General features: G+C 45.3%; 14 protein-coding genes. 8 read left to right on the top strand and 6 right to left on the bottom strand.

Annotated elements, in window-relative coordinates; genetic code table 11:
• Positions 1-76: 76 nt before the first annotated feature.
• Complete coding sequence (locus tag NYE72_RS01355; protein WP_076101143.1) at positions 77-1,723, top strand: SWIM zinc finger family protein; 1,647 nt, start codon at positions 77-79, stop codon at positions 1,721-1,723.
• Entirely contained in the window at positions 1,720-4,740 is a 3,021-nt protein-coding gene (locus NYE72_RS01350; RefSeq protein WP_339211137.1) for a DEAD/DEAH box helicase, read from the top strand. The genes NYE72_RS01355 and NYE72_RS01350 overlap by 4 nt, the downstream gene beginning before the upstream one ends.
• A gap of 49 nt (positions 4,741-4,789) precedes the next feature.
• Here the strand turns inward: NYE72_RS01350 and NYE72_RS01345 are convergent, their stop codons facing one another.
• On the bottom strand, positions 4,790-5,590 hold the full coding sequence (locus NYE72_RS01345) for a hypothetical protein (protein ID WP_076275317.1): 801 nt from the start codon (positions 5,588-5,590) through the stop codon (positions 4,790-4,792).
• A 527-nt stretch (positions 5,591-6,117) separates the two neighbouring features.
• Here NYE72_RS01345 and hflX point away from each other — a divergent pair.
• Positions 6,118-7,383 carry a GTPase HflX gene (gene hflX / locus NYE72_RS01340; protein WP_036687269.1) on the top strand — a complete coding sequence of 422 codons (1,266 nt, stop codon included), beginning with the start codon at positions 6,118-6,120 and terminating at the stop codon, positions 7,381-7,383.
• 156 nt (positions 7,384-7,539) lie between these two features.
• Here hflX and NYE72_RS01335 read toward each other — a convergent pair whose 3' ends face one another.
• The 4 genes from NYE72_RS01335 to NYE72_RS01320 all read right to left on the bottom strand — a co-directional run bounded on the left by NYE72_RS01335 (position 7,540) and on the right by NYE72_RS01320 (position 13,132).
• Positions 7,540-8,268, bottom strand: coding sequence for a hypothetical protein (locus NYE72_RS01335; RefSeq protein ID WP_036687267.1), 729 nt, complete (start codon positions 8,266-8,268; stop codon positions 7,540-7,542).
• A gap of 75 nt (positions 8,269-8,343) precedes the next feature.
• Positions 8,344-9,606 carry a helix-turn-helix domain-containing protein gene (locus tag NYE72_RS01330; RefSeq protein WP_036687266.1) on the bottom strand — a complete coding sequence of 421 codons (1,263 nt, stop codon included), beginning with the start codon at positions 9,604-9,606 and terminating at the stop codon, positions 8,344-8,346.
• 884 nt (positions 9,607-10,490) lie between these two features.
• Complete coding sequence (gene ald / locus NYE72_RS01325; protein ID WP_038568222.1) at positions 10,491-11,624, bottom strand: alanine dehydrogenase; 1,134 nt, start codon at positions 11,622-11,624, stop codon at positions 10,491-10,493.
• A gap of 281 nt (positions 11,625-11,905) precedes the next feature.
• The gene (locus NYE72_RS01320) at positions 11,906-13,132 is read right to left on the bottom strand and encodes a Zn-dependent hydrolase (RefSeq protein WP_339211135.1); all 1,227 of its coding nucleotides are present in this window, start codon (positions 13,130-13,132) and stop codon (positions 11,906-11,908) included.
• 220 nt (positions 13,133-13,352) lie between these two features.
• Between NYE72_RS01320 and NYE72_RS01315 the strand changes: the two genes are divergently transcribed.
• The 4 genes from NYE72_RS01315 to NYE72_RS01300 are packed head-to-tail and all read left to right on the top strand — an operon-like array spanning position 13,353 to position 18,393.
• On the top strand, positions 13,353-14,411 hold the full coding sequence (locus tag NYE72_RS01315; RefSeq protein ID WP_076147660.1) for a glycosyltransferase family 2 protein: 1,059 nt from the start codon (positions 13,353-13,355) through the stop codon (positions 14,409-14,411).
• Positions 14,408-15,535, top strand: coding sequence for a polysaccharide pyruvyl transferase family protein (locus tag NYE72_RS01310; RefSeq protein WP_076101135.1), 1,128 nt, complete (start codon positions 14,408-14,410; stop codon positions 15,533-15,535). Before NYE72_RS01315 ends, NYE72_RS01310 begins: the two co-directional genes overlap by 4 nt.
• Positions 15,510-17,057, top strand: a complete 1,548-nt coding sequence (locus tag NYE72_RS01305; RefSeq protein ID WP_036687254.1) for a sugar isomerase — start codon at positions 15,510-15,512, stop codon at positions 17,055-17,057. Before NYE72_RS01310 ends, NYE72_RS01305 begins: the two co-directional genes overlap by 26 nt.
• 19 nt (positions 17,058-17,076) lie before the next feature.
• Entirely contained in the window at positions 17,077-18,393 is a 1,317-nt protein-coding gene (locus tag NYE72_RS01300; RefSeq protein WP_051491495.1) for a glycosyltransferase family A protein, read from the top strand.
• Here NYE72_RS01300 and NYE72_RS01295 read toward each other — a convergent pair.
• Entirely contained in the window at positions 18,379-19,479 is a 1,101-nt protein-coding gene (locus NYE72_RS01295; RefSeq protein WP_036687253.1) for a beta-eliminating lyase-related protein, read from the bottom strand. The two genes, NYE72_RS01300 and NYE72_RS01295, sit on opposite strands and share 15 nt — an antisense overlap.
• 157 nt (positions 19,480-19,636) lie before the next feature.
• On the opposite strand from NYE72_RS01295, the gene udk reads away from it, so the two are divergent.
• Entirely contained in the window at positions 19,637-20,263 is a 627-nt protein-coding gene (udk, locus tag NYE72_RS01290; RefSeq protein ID WP_036687251.1) for a uridine kinase, read from the top strand.
• Positions 20,264-20,362 lie beyond the last annotated feature (99 nt).

The raw sequence follows: 20,362 nt of genomic DNA, 5'->3' as shown, positions 1-20,362 counted from the left end.
ATTTAAAGATGAAGCCTGCAGAAGTGATATAATGAAAGACAAATAAAGACCATTTTCGTTACAGGAGACCAATTGTATGCAACCAACCTATGCTATGGATGATACGCAGTGGAGTAAGCTCATCCAAAATGTCGCCTATTATTTCGATGATCTTACCCTCAAGCGAGGGTTCCAATATTATAAACAAAATCGAGTGCAGCCGTTTACCATGACGGAGCCTCGTAAGATTAACGCTCTAGTTGAAGGTAGAGAGGATTACCGCGTCACCATTGATCTCGACGGCTTCACCAATTGTCATTGTAATTGTCCAGTATCAGGTCATTGCAAACATATGGCTGCTGTGCTGCTGAATTATGCCGAACAACAGAATAGATCTGTACAGGTTCTGGCCAACGCTAAAGCTGCATCCTTTTTGCCCAAAATATCAAGCACAGCAACAAATGCCTCTATTGGAGCCGATGCAACTCGTCAGCAGCAAATGAAAGAGATGGCCAACCGCATTGCTGGCGGAAAAATCACGGAGTGGCGGGAGTATTTTGAATTCTGTGTCTCCCCTTTAGCCCATACCACCCGAAATCCTGAATATGTGAGTCGGGCCTTGTCTGCAATCAATAAATTCAAACCGAAAATGCTTCCGGAAACGGAGAAGCTGTTCACTCTGCATGCTCATCTTTTCCTTTTGGAAAAGCTTGCTAAGCCTTCTGCGCAATCCGTCGGTCAGGCCGCTTACGCCCCTTCTCTTGGTTATTACACACAGGTAGCGGTCTCAGAGCTACAGGAAGTAATCACAGGTCTTTTAAAAAAGACACTTCCGCTGTCCCCCGAGCAAGAGCAGGATCTATGGCCATACGTCATCGATACTTTATCTTATCTGCGGCGCGAGATGTTGACGGAGTCACGGGATCGCTCACGGGATCAACCCTCTTTTTCTCTTAGCTATGATCTGCTGTGGAGAAATTGGATTTATCCGAATATAGGTGGAACTAAGCTTTACCTGAATGAAATCGAACAGCTGCAGCAAGCAGAAGGTGAATTAGGTGCTTCCCTTTCACAACATGCGTGGCTGTTAGCTCAGAGCCGTATGTATTACTATCTGATGGATGACCAGAAGGCTTGGGACTTATTGAATAAAGCGGCCGAGCGCCCGGGTCTCCATCCCGATGAGCTCATGAGCTTCACCTTTCCTCTGCTGGCTGCAGGGGACTGGTCCCGTTTGGTGGGTTGGCTTGCTCAAATCGGTCCACTGCTGAGCAGCAGACTCTATAATCTCAATAGCTATTCAACCAGTTGGGAAGAAGCTGTTCGCCACCTGCCTGAAGCTGAGCCGCAAATGTGGGATACACTAGCCACCATGTTACCTATCTCTGGCGAAGTCTATGAAGAGAAGCTAATCACCTATGAGAAATGGCAGACCTGGATGGATTATCAGCTGTCCATCGGTAAACAGCCCTCCGAATTTCGTGTCAAAGACCTCCAACCGGTGGAAAAGAATGCGCCTGAGGTTCTGCTGCCCTTTTACCATCAGGCCGCCGAAAGATTTGTGCTGGATAAGAACAGACATAGCTACAAAGCGGCTGTGAAATTATTGAAACGATTATCCAAGCTGTATAAAAAGCTGAAACAAGAAGAACGCTGGGAAGAGTTCCTCACTGCCTTCGCCATTAGGCATAGCAGGCTCCGTGCGCTGCAAGAGGAGCTTCGGAAAGGAAAGCTAATACCATGAACATGCATTTACGCACGCTGACCATCCGGCTTGCATTAAGCCAGTATGGCGATGCTTTAATATTTGGAATGAATGAGCGCGAAGATCTCGTGCCGGGCTTGCAGCTTAAGCAGCGGCTTTTCGCCTGGCATGAAGCGTCTTTTTATGGTACGGAGTTAACCGTGCAGCCAGCTGGCGAAGGCGTGGAGCTAGTGATTCTTCCTGCTGAGCAGGTCATCCCCTTCTTTGCCGAGCAGAAGCTTCTGGCGCATATCGAATGGAGCTGGGAGGGCGATGCCGCCCAGCTCACAGAACTGGCGCCACTTTTGGCAATATGTCTGGAGCACAAACAGTATATTCCCGACATCTCAGCCTACCGCGCCGGGAGGCTGCAATGGACTTGGGACGAAGGGGCTCTTGCGCAGGTGGCAGTGGACAGTTACACTGCTAAGGGAGCCCTTGAGGCGCTAAATGGCGGCAGCGAATTTAGCCGCGGATTACGTGCGGCGTTCTCTGCCGCCGTATCGCAGCGCTATTACAGCACGGAGGCCGAGGCCGGCGACCTCCGCAGCGAATTCCCGCTTCTCTTCGATAGAAACGGAGCACTTGCAGCGGGCATGGATACCGCCGCGTGGCTTATCGCCATTGGCTGGAAGGCGGACACCGCGCCTTTCCGGCCCGCGCTACAGCTGCTGGAGCCCGATGAGGATGAATCCTATTGGCGGCTGCAGCTGATCCTTCAGGACAAGCGCGATGAATCCGCGCTTGTTCCCATCAGGCTCGCCGATAACGGCGAGCCGTACGGCTTGTGGCCGGCCGCGTGGTCGGCTCACGTGCATGAACGGGCCGCGGGATGGCTGGAGCGCCTCCGCGGCAGTCTGCCGCCCGAGCGCTTCGCGGCGGGCGGCGATGTGCTGGCCGAACCGCTCAGCGATGCCATCGCTTGGCGGTTCTTGACGGCCGAGAGCCAGCGGCTGCTGGAAGCAGGCTGGCAAGTGCTGCTGCCGGCGTGGTGGGAAGCCGCCAGTCGGAAAAAGCCGCGCCTGCGCGCAAAGATCAGCTCCGGCGAAGACAAACGCAGCGGCGGTGAGTCGCTGTTCGGTCTCGATTCGATCATCGATTTCGATTGGCGAATCTCCATCGGCGACGCGGATCTCACTGAGGCCGAATTTGCCGAGCTGGTCGCAAGAGGGGAGCGGCTCGTCCGCTTCAAGGGCAAATGGGTCTCACTCGATCCGGCTCTGCTGGCGCAGATCCAAAGAGCCATGGCAGGAATGGACAAGTCGCAAGGCTTGTCCTTCCAAGACGTGCTTCAGCTCCATTTGCTAGGAGCAGGTGAAGAGGCAGACGCTGAAGCTACGGAAGAGCAGCTGCAAGAGGATGCCGCGCGTCTGCGTCTGGAGGTAGAGCTGAACGAGCATTTGATCAGCCTTATCGGTCAGCTGGGCCAGCGCTCAGAATGGCCTAAGCCGCCCGTACCTGCAAGCCTTAAGGCGGAGCTGCGCACCTATCAGCATGAAGGATTCGCTTGGCTGACCTTTCTGCGCCGCTTTGGGCTGGGGGCCTGCCTAGCCGATGATATGGGACTAGGCAAAACAGTACAGCTCATCGCCTATCTGCTACACATCCAAGAGAACACGGATGCAAGCTCAGCCCGGCGGCAGACCGACCCACCAGGTTGGCCTTCATTGATCATCTGCCCGACCTCCGTGTTAGGCAATTGGCAGAAGGAGCTGCAACGCTTCGCGCCTTCGTTGAATGTTATGCTTCATTACGGAAGCCGCCGTCTGGACGCAGAATTCTTCTATGGCGCAGCTTCGCAAGCCGATGTGGTACTCACCTCTTATGCGACTGCCGCGCTTGACCAGGAGCTGCTGAAGGAATTCACTTGGGCGACGATCTGCCTGGATGAAGCTCAAAATATTAAAAATGCCCAAACCAAACAATCCGCTGCTGTACGTAGTTTTCCAGCACTACACCGGGTTGCCTTAACAGGGACGCCTATAGAGAACAGATTATCCGAGCTGTGGTCCATTTATGATTTTATAACCCCAGGTTATCTGGGCAGCGCCAAGTCTTTTAATGACCGATTCACGAATGCTATTGAGAAGGAACACGACGCGAAACGTACAGCGGACTTACAAAATCTAGTGAAACCTTTCATGCTGCGCCGCAAGAAAAAAGACCCTAATATACAGCTCGATCTACCTGATAAAAACGAAATGAAAACCTATGTTCATCTGACTGCCGAGCAAGCAGCGCTTTACGATCAGACCGTAAACGGACTCTTGGAACGGATGAAGAAGCTGGAAGGCATTGAGCGCAAAGGGGCAATTCTTGGAGCTCTGACCGGGCTTAAGCAGCTATGCGATCACCCGATGCTTGTAACAAAAGAGGCTATCCCTGAACTGGATACGGACAACAAGCTGGATACCAGCTTTCTTATTAACCGTTCCTCCAAACTCGAAAGACTGCTGGATATGGTCAAGGAGCTGCGCGCGGAAGACGAGCGCTGCCTGATTTTTACTCAATATGTGGGTATGGGAAAAATGCTTCAGGCGGTTCTCCAGCAGGAGCTGAGCGAACCTGTCCTTTATTTGAACGGAAGCACCTCCAAACAGGCGCGCGACCGTATGATCGAGCGGTTTCAGACACCAGCCCCTGCTGCGGAAGATGGGTCTACACGCCCAGACGCACCGCCGTCTGATCAGCCGAATGTATTCATCCTTTCACTCAAAGCTGGGGGTGTTGGCCTTAACTTAACTGCAGCTAATCACGTATTCCACTTCGACCGCTGGTGGAATCCAGCGGTGGAGAATCAGGCAACTGACCGCGCTTACCGCATGGGCCAGACTCGTGATGTCCAGGTGCATAAGTTCATCGCCCTGGGTACACTCGAAGAACGGATTGATGAAATGCTGGAGAATAAGCAGCAGCTCAGCGACAATGTGATCTCCAGCTCAGAAGGCTGGATTACCGAGCTGTCCACTGAGGCTCTGAAAGATCTCTTTACCTTGCGTAGAGACTTAAATGACTAGCAAAAGGAACATTCGCGTAGATGCGAATGTTCCTTTTTCACAAGAATAATTACCATTGCTCGGACATTTTAAAGGTGACTGCGAGATCATCCCCGCCCGAGAGGGAGTTTACCACCAATGTGACAGGTTCATCATGGAACTCGTATGAGAGTCGCTCATTAAGCAAATTGACCGCCAGATTCGCATACGCACCAGAAATCCCTGATCCTGTACCTTGCATAATAACTTTTCCACCCGTGACCGTAGTGCAGGTATAGTTCACTAGCAGTGCCGTGTCCGTGGCAGGAATATTCGTAGTCGGTGTAGGATAATTCTCGAAGGTCCCATCAAGTGTCCCGCCTGCAACGATCATATAGCGCACTGGTCTTTTGGACATAACATCTAAAGCCGCCGGTCGAATCTCAGCCGCAAGACCTTGTGGAATAGCAAAGCCGGGACGCCTCATAAAGCTGATTGCTGCGAAGTCAGTCGATGTAACGGTCACGTTATCACGTATTTCCGAGGTTATCCGGCTCACTTGAAACACTTCAAGATCAACGGCGGTCCATACACCGTCCACATCAACAAGAAAAACCTGAATCTTCATCTGCTCCTGCGAATATACAAAATTAAATTGGAATAAATCCTCTACCATGACATAGGTCTTGCTTAAGGTCTCCTGATATTGCAGCTCAAATAACTCTTCAACAAAAATGGCCTGGGGACTGACACTATTGGATAAGCCCGTAATATAACAAAACGCGCCAGCCGATCCATTGTTAACAACTTTGATCACTACTTGATCTATTGGCCGAGTACCGTCGACAGGTAAATTAATAATGGTGTTTGTGGACAGAACAGGCAATGTCATCACACCTCCTATATATCAATTCATATATGATATGTAAACATTGTTTAGAATTATTGGATGTAATTAAAATACAAGAGATGTTCCAGAGCCTAAATAGAGATTTGCCACTAAATAACGAATGTGGTAAACTCGACTTAACTTTTTATGAACGGAGGGTTACGTGTGATAGACTTTATCCGAGTTAGAACTTTGCGCGGCTAATTGAATAGCGCTAAAGCTCTGCCCATGTGCAGAGGACTCAGGATTGGTCTACCCATTTTTAAAGGTAACCCGATAATTTAACAACAGCGTGTAGGGAGGATTCTCTTCACCTCCATTCCTTTAAGAATTGAACATCCATAGAAGCCGATTAGCCAACTGCTGCTCGCAAGGGATCAAAGTGCCTCTTCCCTGCGACTGGACTGTTGTTTAATTCATTCTACCTATGGAAGGCCCTAACTCTGACGTCCTCTAACGAACCGTAAGCACAGGCAGATTGCCTGTGTTTTTTTGCGTTTATTATTTACTATTGGAGGATGAATAAATATATGGAACAAATACGAGAAAAAGCAATTATAGTCGGTGTCCAGCTTCAGAACGAAACGAATTTCGCCTATTCGATGGAAGAGCTGAGCAATCTGGCAGCTGCCTGTGACCTTGAAGTCGTAGGAGAGCTTAGTCAAAAGGCAAGTCGAATTAACCCCTCCCATTATATCGGGACAGGTAAAATCGAGGAATTATCGGCACTTTTAGAAGCACACGATGCTCCTATTGTTATTTTTAACGACGAACTGTCACCTTCACAGATCCGCAATTTGGAGTCCGCACTGGACCGTCAGGTCATTGACCGGACCATTCTAATCTTGAATATTTTTGCGGAAAGAGCGAAGACCAAGGAAGCACAGCTGCAAGTTGAAGTAGCCAAGCTGCAATATATGCTGCCGCGCCTCACAGGTCTTCGTGAGTCGCTGGGCAGACAAGGTGGCGGAGCTGGACTTAAAAACAGAGGTGCGGGTGAAACCAAGCTAGAGCTGGACCGCAGAAGAATTGAAGAGCGGATCACTGCTTTACAGGTTGAACTGCAGCAACAAGTAGCAAGACGTCAAATCCAGCGGAAACAACGGCATAAAAATGAAGTTCCCGTCGTCTGCCTTGTAGGCTATACGAACACCGGAAAGTCCAGCTTAATGAATGTCATGGTAGAGACTTACCATCCAGGTTCCAATAAACAAGTATTCGCCAAGGATATGCTGTTCGCTACACTAGAGACATCGGTTCGCAGCATTGAGCTGCCTGATCACAAAACCTTTTTATTAACAGATACTGTCGGATTCGTCAGCCAGCTTCCCCATCATCTGGTCAAAGCGTTCCGCTCCACTCTTGAAGAGGTTACCGAAGCGGACTTATTGATTCACGTAGTCGATATTTCCGATCCGCAGCATCAACAGCATATGGCGGTTACGGATGAGACGCTTAAAGCACTCGGCGCTGACCAGATTCCAACGATCTATGCCTATAATAAGGCTGATCTGACTGATTTGCCTTACCCGCAAATTGAAGGTGACAATGTCTACCTTTCCGCCAAGCAAAATAGTGGAATGGCTGAACTTACCGCTCTGATCCGCAGCCATGTTTTTACGGACTATGTCCAGTGTGAGATTCTGGTTCCATTTGATCGGGGTAATGTAGTCTCATATTTCAACGAACATGCCCATGTTCAATCTACTAGCTATGAAGAAACAGGCACACGCCTTGAGCTGGAATGCAGAAAATCTGATTTCGAGAAATTCCGCAACGATTTTATTGAGCTATAACAAATTAGAAACGAAGTGGTAGTCCTTAATTAAAAAAGAGGGATAGAGTTTTCAGAGTTATCTGAAGCTCTATCCCTTTCTTTTGTGAATAAAAAAATGAACAATACAAAAGAGCCCTCTCTTTGCATTGCTCAGTAAGTATACAATAGGCAGACGCTAGATCTTATAAATATAGTTTCTAGACCCTATTCTTGAACATACAGTGTATCGGAAGCTTCTATTGTTGGCTGCCGGTAAAACCGTTCCTGCAGATAACCGCTGTAAGTAATTAAAGTCTGGATGCACCGATTCATCCGTTAAATAGGCCGAGATATCACTCCCATATACTCTTTCCTGATTCAGAGAGTCTATGATGATCTCTCCAGTAGTAATCCCTATGCCATGGCCGTAGAACAGATCATTTTCAAGCTTAATTGCATTCTCGCCCTGCCATTCTGGCTTGCTCGGAGCATGATCGGGATTCTTGAAATATACAACGTCTCCCCGCTGCGTGTGGTCCTTGTTGTAGTTTGTGATTAAGCGTAAATTCTCGTCATAATTCCAGTCCCATAAGAACAAGTCCTTAAAATACTTATTAAAGGCTCCTTCACCTATAGCTTCAATTGTCGCCCTATACAAAACAATAACCATGGCTGTCGCACATTCGAAGGCATATAAATGTCCATTCCGAAAAATATCTTTAATCCCCACTGTGGGTTCCACGCCAGCGTTCAGCTGAAGTCCACCAATCTCTGTACGTGTCCAAAACAGCGGATTACAGCGGGAATCATCAAATGTTGCAAAATCCACTCCACTTTCATTTAAAGCTTCAGCCGATTCCACGATGCTTTCTCTCATTTTGCGCTCAAAGTCAAGGGCATCGGGTGAACGAACTTCCTTCACCATGCTTAGTCCCTCCAATGCTATAGGTTCTAAATATAGGTTATTGTACGTGTTCGTCACCGGGTTGGTGCTTAATTCTCATGATTCCCAGGCATCGACAAACCATTGGTTAAGCTGCCGTGTTTCTTCCGTCAAAATATCGAGGAAAATAGAAGTCCGATAACCCGTATCCTTCAAGCTTTTGCCCGTAATCTCTGCGATTCGGTTTAATCTATAAAGCAATGTATTAGTGTGTATATGTAAAAAAGCCGCGGATTCCTTTAAATTGCCGCTTAATGATAAATAGACAGCGATGGTTTTGAGAAAATCACTTTTATGCTCGCGATCATGTTCTTTTAGCGGATATAGCAACGGGCTTTTACGAATTCGACTGCGCTTTTGCTCCATAATAGCCGGTATATATGCCCAAAATCCAATCTCCTCGTACAATAGCAGCTCCCGCCCATGAAAAGGCAGCAGCTTTTTGATCTCCACAATGGATACCGCTTCCCAATAGGCAATAGCCGCGGACATATATTCAGTGTAATCGAGACTACAGCCAGCAGCCAGTGTGCAGCCTTCACTCTTATACATATCCTCCATTGTTTTATGCAGGAATGAAGATAATCCACCCGCCCCCTCGATCACAAAGCTGAAGGAAAACAAAATAATCAGCCGATTGTGCTCAGCCGTCAGAAATAATAATTGCAGGCCAGAATAAGAAGCCATAACCTGCCGAAACCGGAGTATTAAATGATCATCGATTACCTTGTCACTCTCAAACACGCTAATATAATATTTTTCCGGCAAAAGAATGGACCAAAATTCCGCATCCTTTTTAATATTTGCTTCGTTGTCGTAGTGGGAGGTAATCAGCTTCCAGAAAAAATCCTCATGCGTTTTATCCTGCTTCGTTTTCCAGCCTCGCTGCTTAAGTAAATAACGGCCTACGATACCTGCCGCTTTCTCAACGATATTTTCGGCATGCCCTTCTACCAGGTTGCCTGTATCTACTACCCATATGTACCCGAGAATTTCCTTCTGATGTTTGATACAAATGGCCAGCCGGGGACCAAGTCCCACCTCCAGCACCGCAGGAATTCGAATGGGATGTGCCGCGCTCTCCAGCTGCTGCATAATCCCTTTTTTGCGCAAGCCAATAATCACAGCGTTAGGTACACGCTTCCCGATAATCGTTGAAATCCGCGCGGAGTCACTCTCAAATTCATGCGAGCTGTAGCCAATCACATGATGATTGCTGTCCTCGATGGTAACTTGAGACTGTAGCGATTCACTTATCGTATCCGCCAATGATTCCATACTGTCGAAAAAACGATCAAATAATGGATCTTTATCTGTCACTAGCTTCACTCCCACCTGAAGAATAACCAAATCCTGTACTCTAGAGTGATTTCATTATAGTATGCATCCCCCTAACTGACTATAAGATAAATAGCTGGTTTAGGTGAGGGACGAGATCGGCTAGTTGAGGAAGGTGTTTGGGACGGGGATGTTTGGTGGGGGTTTTGTTGGGGGTGGTGTGGGAAGTTTTGTGGGGAGTTTTGTCGGGTGTTTGGGAAGGTTTAATAGTTGTTGGTGTTTACCGAATGTTATAGATGGTTTTTAGGGAACAGCGCCCGGAAATTCTGTGTTTTAATCATCACACGATCATAATTAGGGAAATCCTCCCTAATATTCTGCACTTTAAGCATCACACGATCATAATTGGGGAAATCCTCCCTGATTTTCTTCCGTTTTGCGTATAAACAGGCATATTCCTCGTTTTTTAAGGAGGAATTCCCTAATAACAGCATTTATAAGCTATTTTCGCGTTTTTTTAGGGAGAATTTCCCTAAAGCATCTCTCCATCAAAGCCTTCACCATCGCAGAAGCAAAAACTAATCAAAACTAGCCCGATCTAACCAACTTCACTACGTAATCTTTCCACCATCACACCACACGAGCAAACATCTGATGTATCTAATCACACTGAAACACAATCTATTTACTTTAATACTGTACTAACAAACTTCCACCTGATCCAACCAACTTCACTACGTAATCTTTCCACCATCACACCACACGAGCAAACACCTAATGTATCTAATCACACTGAAACGCAATCTATTTACTTTAACACCGTACTGACAAACTTCCACCCGATCTCCTCCGCAAGAAACGCCAAACAGCAAGCTCCCCGCAGAGAGCTTGCTGTTTGGCTCATTCCATTATGGAACGTGTTTATTTTAGATCAATGTGAATGTCTGCTCCATGGCTTGCTCAACCGAATAAGGTGTCTCACCCAACGCTTCGGCAACAGCTTGGCAGGTGATTCTGCCATTGGCTACATTCACGCCGCTTCTTAGGCCGTCATTATCCTGAATCGCCTTGATCACACCTTTATTGGCAATTTGCAGGGCATATGGAACTGTAACATTTGTTAAGGCAATAGTTGAGGTCTTAGGAACAGCGCCCGGCATATTAGCCACGGAATAATGCAGCACGCCGTGTTTCACAAACACGGGATTATCATGTGTCGTCACTCTGTCGATGGTTTCTACAATGCCACCTTGGTCAATGGCCACGTCGACAATCACCGATCCCGGCTTCATGGTCTTGACCATTTCTTCGGTAACCAGCTTCGGTGCTTTGGCACCCGGAATTAACACGGCACCTACCAGCAGATCGGCTTCAGCCACTGCTTTCGCAATATTATAAGGGTTAGAGATCAACGTATTGATCTGTGCTCCAAAAATGTCATCTAATTGACGTAGTCTCTCCGCACTGAGGTCAACTATCGTAACATCTGCACCTAAGCCAATAGCCATTTTAGCTGCATTAGTACCTACTACACCGCCGCCAATAATACTCACTTTACCTCGGCTAACGCCAGGAACACCGGAAAGAAGAATACCTTGTCCACCGTAGTTCTTTTGCAGGAACTGCGCTCCCAATTGGACGGACATCCGGCCAGCTACTTCGCTCATCGGTGTTAACAGCGGCAAGGTGCGTCCATGAACAACCGTCTCATATCCGATCGCAAAGACACCTTTGTCTTTAAGCGCAGCAGCCAAGGCAGGCTCTGGAGCAAGATGAAGATACGTAAATAGAATAAGGCCTGGACGGAAATAGGGGTACTCCGTTGCCAATGGTTCTTTTACCTTCATCACCATTTCAGCGGAGCTCCAGACTTTTGCTGCATCCTCAATCAGTTGTGCTCCGGCAGAGACATACTCTTCGTTAGGAAATCCGCTGCCAACACCGGCTCCAGCTTCTACGAGCACTTGATGACCTTCAGTAATTAAACTAACTACACCCGCAGGGGTTATGGCAACACGATTTTCATTGTTTTTAATTTCTTTAGGTACTCCGATAATCATCATTCATCTCTCCCATCTAATGTAGATCCCTTATGTAAAGAATGATAACATATGATTAGCATTCCCATTTTGTTAAAAAATTAAAATATTATCTACCATGATTGTGTTTTTACACAAAGGATCAGACTTAACTGCCCATTAATCTTTAACCACTTTGGTACTCAACACAACCATCTTTATTATCTCATAAAAAAAGACACCCTATAGAGTGCCTTTTTGACGATTTTGTATGAAATTAAAGCGACTACCATATCGCATAATGTTATATTAAGTTACATGGACTATCTTGATAATAACAACATCACTGTTTCTAACACTACATTTACCCCTTTTTCGCAGTCTTCATAAGAGGTTAGTTCCTCTTCACAATGGCTTTTACCATTCACGCTAGGCACGAACACCATTGCGGATGGCAGAAAGCTGGCTACGAACTGTGCATCATGCCCTGCACCACTTGCGATCTTTCGACTGGAATAACCTAAGGTTTGAGCCGCTTGCTCCACCAAATCACACACATTCTGATCAAACCACACCGTATCTCGGCCCCAAAGCTTAGTTTTGCTTACTTCACAACCCAGCAGTTGCTCTGGCAAACCGTTAATAATGGCTTCCACTTCACGCACAATCTCCATATCTTTATGTCTGGCTTCAATAGTGAAAATCACTTTATTGGGAATGACGGTATGGATATTAGGAAGCACATTCATTCTGCCCATGGTATACACAAGCTCGGAATCGAGCGCCCCCAGCTTGCTCCGCAGCTCAATAATCAGGTCTGTGGCAGCAAACAAAGCATCTTTGCGCATCGCCATGGGGGTTGTGCCCGCATGATCGGATTCTCCCGTCACCTCAATCTCGTAACAGGCCATACCAACTACACAGTCAACCAGCCCAATCGCCAGCTCCTCTTTTTCAAGAACAGGCCCTTGCTCGATATGAAGCTCCAAATAAGCGGTGGCTTCGGTGATACGATTGCTCATTTCTCCCTTATATCCACTCTTCTCCAGCGCTTCACCAAAGCTAATGCCCGCTGGATCCTTTTTGTTCAACATAACACTTTTATCAAACTTTCCGGATAGCACACCAGAGGCCATCATCGATGGCTCAAAACGTGCCCCCTCTTCATTCGTAAAATTCATAATCGTCACCGGAACCTTCGGCTTAATCCCGTGATCTACAAGCGTCCGCACAACCTCTAGACCCGCGATAACCCCTAGGACGCCATCGAATCTGCCCCCTTTTTTCACAGTATCCATATGCGAGCCAATCACAATCGGAGGCCCGGAAGTTTCGCCTGCCAATGTGGCATACATCGTCCCCATATCATCCATCTTCACAGACATTCCGAGCTCTTCACAACAGGCACGAAAATACTCCCGAACTTTAAGATCCTCTTCGGTCAGCGATAATCGGGTCACGCCATTTTTATCTGTACACCCATAATCGGCAAATGCCTCGATTGTACTCTTCAGTCTCTCACCGTTCACGAATATTTTTTGCAGCTGCATCCCAGATCCCTCCGCTTCGAACGTTTTGTTGGCTTTCTATCTATGTTAAACCAAACCATAATATTTTCATTTTACATATTGTAATAATTATTATTCACATGATGCTACAACGAGTAGAGCCAGCAATAAGTAAACTAAAGTAGTATATACAATCTTTTCATACGAGGGGTAAGCTTAAGATAGCTTATCGTCCCGTTTTACACAGGAAAGGAGCGAGCCCATGAATCTAAGCCTTGTGATCCCGGTATATAATATAGAGCAGTATATAACCCCTATATTCAATTCACTCCTTGACCAAAGCGATCCGCATTTCGAGGTCATCATCGTAGATGATGGTTCTACGGATAACACTTACAACGTTATAGAAAAGATTCTTTCGCGTAATCCCGGCCTTTTCTGTAAAGTCATTCAAACGGAGAATCATGGAGTAAGCGCGGCTAGAAATAGGGGTTTAGCTGAAGCCACAGGTAATTATGTTCTTTTTGTAGATGGAGATGATTATGTCTCCGCAGACTTGGTCTCAACCCTTCAGTCTTATACCCAAGATGAACAACCCGAGATTATTTGCTGGGGTTATAATCATGTCTCCGAAGGCAGAGAAACTCTATTGAGCTGTACCTCTGATTTCAGCGACGTGACGGGAAGTGAAGCACTGGCGCGGATTTTCGTGAACAAGAGCTTGCGAATATGGACAGGGAGTATCGCTTATAAGCGAGAATTCCTACTTCTCCACGAGCTAGGTTATACAGAACGCTGTGTGAATGGAGAGGATCAAGAGTTCATCTACAAAGCCTTGTCCAGAGCGGCCAGAGTCATCTCAATCCCGGATATACTATCATTTTATTTACAGAGAAACTCCTCCATCTCCAACAGCTATAACGTGAATAAATTTGATGTAGTGGATGCTTTTAAAAGGGTGGATGAATATTTCAAAACCTATCCCTTTGCTGAACTAGATACGATCTCCCCATTGTTAATGAACCGGGAGCTGATTGAGAACTACTTTTTCAACCTCAAAACCTGTCTAAATGGTACGGAAGGGGTAAGCATTCAGGAATTACTTCGTGACATCAACCATACCTATCCCAAGCTCAATCAAGAAATGGATGAACTCATAAGACGTTATAGAGGAGATAATCGCAGATTAACCCTTTATATCAGAACATTTTTAATCTCCCCGCTTCTATATCACAGATTCATCTCTGTGGAGAGAAGCTTATCCAGGTTCAAGCGCAACCTACTTAAAGGGAACGGAACCCGAAAGGAATCTAGAATATGAAAAAGATGCTGATATACGCCTATACCGAATTTAATCTGGGTGATGATCTATTCATTAAGGTGCTATGCGAAAGATATCCGGATACCAAATTCAGAATTTGCGCACCACGCCTCTATAAACAATGTTTCAAAGAGCTCCCTAACCTCAAAGTGTATCCTTCCGATTCCCTTCTTCTAAGAGGCATTGGCTATATTTGCAGGAAGCTAAAGATACATAATGTGGCTCACAAATATCTGGCAGATCACTCAGATGGCGTCGTTCATATCGGCGGCTCGATTTTCATGGAGGCAGACCACTGGGCAGAGCATTTCAAGAATGCAGAAGTCATTCGTAATCAAAATAAGCCTTACTATCTGTTAGGATCTAATTTTGGCCCTTTTACAAATCAAGAATACTATGATGAGCACAAGCGGATTTTCAAGGATTATACAGATATATGTTTCAGAGAACAGTACTCTTATGATTTATTTAAGGATCTGGATAATGTCCGCTTAGCCCCAGATATTATTTTTCAGCTAGACCCGCCAGATATTCCAAACGAACCGGAGGATTACATCGTCTTATCCGTTATTAAGCCTTCTACGAAAGGTCTGAACGGTTTTGACAACCTCTATTATGAAAAAATGAAAGAACTCGCAATTTATTTCATTGAAAAAGGTTACGCGGTTCATTTCATGTCATTTTGCGAACACGAAGGCGATCAACTGGCAATTGAAGAGATTCAGCGCCTTATCGGTCCCTCCTACAAGGATGCTATGCAAGTGCATTTATATAAAACGAACATGGAAGAAGTATTGTCCGTGTTAGCTAATGCCAGATCTATTGTGGCTTCAAGATTCCATGCAATGATTCTGGGCTGGGTATTTAATAAACCGGTATTCCCCGTAGCCTACAGCAAAAAAATGATCAATGTAATGAAAGATGTTGGGTTCACAGGTCTGTATGCCGATTTCAATACGCTGGAACAGGTCCAGCCTGCACAGATTTTTGAAAGTATGATCACCTGCTCTATGGATGTCACACTGCAAGCAAAACAAGCCGAAAGGCATTTCGAGCATCTAGATACGTATTTATCGCTTTACGAAAGGGGGATTCGTTATGAAAGCCAAGCGGAGCATTCTTAACTTATCCTTTGGACTGGGAAGTCAACTCATCACGATCATCCTCGGTTTTTTTATACCCAGACTGATAATGGTCAACTATGGCTCTGAGGCCAATGGGTTGATCGCTTCGATTGTGCAGATTATTAGTTATTTGGCGCTGCTGGAAGCAGGTGTTGGAGCGGCCTCGATCCAAGCGCTTTATAAGCCGGTAGCTTCGAATAATAAAAACAATATTAACTCTATTCTGGCTGCCACCTCCAGCTATTATAAAAAAACAGGCATTTACTATTTCTTCGCCGTACTGCTACTCGCCATCGTGTACCCGCTGGTGATCTCTTCTGAGATCGATAAATTATCGATTATGGTCATTATTTTGCTTACAGGGATGGGCGGAGCGATCAATTATTATTTTCAGGGAAAATTCAAGGTCCTGCTCGCTGCGGAGGGAAAAAGCTATGTAGAGACTTCTATTGTCACTGTAGCTAATATTATGAACAGCCTGATCCGGATTCTGTTATTACTGCAAGGTGTGGACATTATTGCCGTTCAAGCTTCCTATTTTATCTTAACCTTACTTCAAATTATCGCTTTCTATATTTATATGAATAAGAATTACAAGTGGATCAACCTGAATCTCAAACCAGACTATGAAGCTATTGGCCAAAAGAATTCCGTATTAGTCCATGAAATCTCCTACTTGGTGTTTAGAAATACGGACGTACTCATATTAACCATCTTTACGAATCTAAAAATCGTCAGTATCTATGTTATGTACAATATGATTTTTACGATCGTGGATAATATCGTCCAGACCATAAACGGAAGTGTGAAGGCTGCCCTCGGGCAAAGCTACCATGAGAGCAAAGAAGCATTTATTAAATTTTATGATGCTTACGAAGTGTATTTTATGGGGCTTATCTTCTCGATTCTAACGGTGGCTTACATTTTGATTTTACCCTTTATGAAATTGTATACGGCTGGGGTAAACGACGTGAATTACATTGATATGTGGCTGCCGGTCCTGTTCGTAGTCATCAAATTATTAACCAATGCCAGAACGTCTTCCAATAATGTGATTACCATCGCTGGACATTTCAAAAAAACACAAAACCGTTCCATTCTGGAATCCGCCATTAATCTGGTGGCTTCTATTGTCTTCGTAATCTTCATGGGAATTTACGGTGTACTAATGGGAACGATAGCTGCCCTCTTATACCGCTCCATAGATATTGTAATCTATGCCAGCAAACATTTACTGGACCGCAGTCCTTGGGTCACTTTTAGAAGATGGCTCACGAATGCAGTAGTTTTTGTAGGCATTATTCTAATCATCACCGCCATCGACATCCCGATCCATTCCTATCTGGGGCTTATGATCTGGGGTGTACTTCTAGGATTTGTGATCTTGCCTGTATATTTCGTAATCGGCTCTTTAATGGAACGGGAAGTCTTCCTTTATACATGGGAACATCTCAAAAAGTATCGATATAAACTCAAAAATAAAATTAACGCTCAGCCTGAGGTAAGTGGTTTATCCAAATAACACAACAGGAGGACTGGAAATGGATCATAGCGAGGTTTTACAGCAAGCCTGTTACGTCTTTTTAAATGACCTAAATGATGAAATAAACCATTCACCCACCATCCAAATAGATGATACAGAACTATTGCAAAGATGCCGCCAGATCATAGATCAAGAACAAAATGTACAAATCAAACCTTATCTGGAAACCTTATCTGAGGTTATTCATGCTTATCTCACGGGGAGGGCTTCAGAGGATACCTTGAAATTCTATTTATCTGAACAATTCAGCATTGTTGCCAGCGATATCGCAGGTTTAATTCAGGGGTTGGTTAAAATGGAAAGCCGCATTTCGGATACGGAAATTTCCTATCCAACGGTCCAGGCCTTAGCCGATTCCCCCAAGATCAGTGTCATTATCACTACCTATAATAGAAAAGCATTCCTATACCAAGCGATCCAAAGTATCTTAATGCAGGACTATCCCAATAAAGAGATTACAGTGATTGATGATTGTTCTACAGATGGCACGGAAGAGTTAATGCAGCAACACTTTGGGGCGGAGCCACGGGTCATTTACATGCGCAATGCTACCAATAGCGGACCTGGAAATAATCGCCGAAAAGCTTTCGCTGCACATGGTGATGGGGAATATGTTCTTTTTCTCGATGATGATGATTATCTGATCGACATGAATTATTTCAGTAAAGCGGTCCGCTTCCATCTCCTTCATCCCGAAATATCATTTGTAGCTGCGAATGTGTTCCTGGAGTATTCCAAAGCCAAACAACTAAAAATCTCCAATCTGCAGCTTAGCAGCATTATTAAGAAACGCGATTATTTCATGAATTTCGAGAAAAAAGGATATCCAAAACCCGCCTCTACTTTAACTACTGTCTTTAAACGAGAGGCCTTAATGGCTATGGATATCCTAGATATGAATATGGTCAACGATGCTTCCATCTATTTGCGTTCCCTGCTGGTAGGTGATGCGGGCTTCATTGATGTGATTGCCGGCGTGTACAGAATACACGGGAACAATATCACCTTTAATCTGAGCCAAGGATTCTTAATTGAGAATCTGGAAGAAAAGAAACTCATTAAGAATATGGCCGTGCAGAAATATGGATATAACGCACAGGAAATGACGGAATGGTTCAACCATAATGCTTACGATACGATCTCATACTATTTATTAAATTCTGCAAAAGATGCTACAGACTTTAAATTCATGTACCATTGGGCGCTTAACCATTGCCCGCTGATCTACAATCAATTAAAAAATGAGTTTCGCATGAAGCTTATTAAAAAACAATTATTACGAATCTCCTTACTCCGTACGCTACTCGGCAGATGATTCGTTCATTAGCTTATCGAGCAGCAGAAAAAACTCCCTAAGCTTTTCTTTTGGAATGTCGGCATACTTGTCTCCAATGCTGATCTCACAATAAGAAGTATGCTCCCCGGTAGCTCTTATTCCCGCGCTTAAACCGATTCCTGTCGCCTCATACACCGCTGACAGAATCGGTTCAATTTGTTCCTTAGACATTTGAAAATGCATGTGAAACATATTGGAGACAGGTTGAGCGGGCAAAGTGGTTACGTCGTGACATTGATTAACCCAAGCAGCAAGCTCCTTCGCGCCTTCATAATACTGCTGCATCCTGCCCTCTCTTTGCCGGAAATAATAATCAGAAGAAATGATGTACGGATATAAGCTGATTAAGTCTCCACCATGCCGCCGTTTCCATATCTTTGATTGCTTCGTAAAGTCTTCGCTGCCTGCAAGAATTGCCCCGGCGATTCCTCCAATTCCTTTATAAAAGGATATATACACACTATCAAAGAGTGCAGAGATTTCAGCTGCTGACTTCCCGTAATACGGAAGAATCTCAAATAATCTCGCCCCATCCAAATGCAATTTAATGCCGCGTGCACGGCAATGAGCAGAAATAGCTTCAAGCTCCGTGTACTCTGGCAGCTGACCACCAATCTCGCGCTGGGGTAATTCCAGCAACAGACAAGCGATATCGTCCTTTAGATTCGCCACATCCTCCAAAGTGATTAATCGGTCCTTATCCGCAAGCAAGATAGGCTCAATATGATGTAATTCCTTCATGCCATCCTGCTCATGGATCTCCAAGTGGCATAAGGGATGATAGGCTACTTTTTTCACCTCTTTTTCATCGCACCAGATTCTTAAAGCGATTTGCTGCGCCATCGTTCCGCTCGGAAAGAAAACTGCGGTTTCTTTGCCCAGGATATTCGCCATTTTCGTCTGGAAATCTTCAATCACTTCGCCCGTTCCATAGATATCAGATGCCGTACTGTTCTCTACGGCTGCCAAGGCTTCCTTCAACACTTGCACATCTCTATTCCCATTCCCTGCGATTCGATAGGCCGTTTCATTAAAAGCCTCTTGTACTGATTTTTTTCCGTTCATTCGTTGAATAACCCCTTCCGGATTTGCCTTGTCCCTAATATAGACGAATTTCCAAAAATCCCATCTTAATTTTACCCGATCTAAGGTGAAAAAACATGAGCGCTGTGCTACAATATTGGAATTGCAACGGCAATCTTAGGGAGGGTTATTGAATCACATGCTCATTATTGGTATCGCCGGCGGCACCGGCTCGGGAAAAACAACCGTAGCCCGCTCCGTCATTGACCGTCTTGGAACGGGAAAGGTAACTTTCATATCTCAAGATAACTACTATAAGGATCACTCACATCTCAGCTTTGCTGAACGTGAATCCATTAATTACGATCATCCTTTCGCTTTCGATAACGAGCTGCTCATTGAGCATCTTAAATCTCTGCGTGAAGAACAGACCGCATTCGCTCCCGTGTATGACTTTACAGTCCATGCCCGCTCCACTACAGAGACGGTAGAACTGAAGCCAAACAATATTGTAATCATTGAGGGACTCCACGTCCTTTCTGACGAGAATCTCCGTGAAATGCTCGACATCAAGGTATTCGTGGATGCCGATCCTGATGTGCGTATTCTCCGCCGGGTCCTTAGAGATATTGAAGAACGTGGACGGAGCATCCAGTCGATCCATCATCAATATTTGAGTACAGTTAAACCTATGCATGAAGCGTTTATCGAACCATCCAAAAAATACGCTGACCTGATCATCCCTGAAGGTGGCCATAATGAGGTTGGTATTCAGTTGTTGTCCATCCTAACGGAGAAGCATTTATATAACGATTGGACGTCTTAAAGTCTTAATTAAGCGCTTCTAGCTAGCTGCAGAGAATCTCTCTGCGGCTTTTTTGGTGTGTATGAACCCATCTATGGTTCAGAATAATCCCACCTCATT

It is taken from the genome of Paenibacillus sp. FSL L8-0333, from assembly GCF_037965665.1.
Classification (GTDB): Bacteria; Bacillota; Bacilli; order Paenibacillales; family Paenibacillaceae; genus Paenibacillus_AQ; species Paenibacillus_AQ odorifer.
Note: the sequence above shows the minus strand (reverse complement) of the source record. Positions and strands in the feature narration are given on the sequence as shown.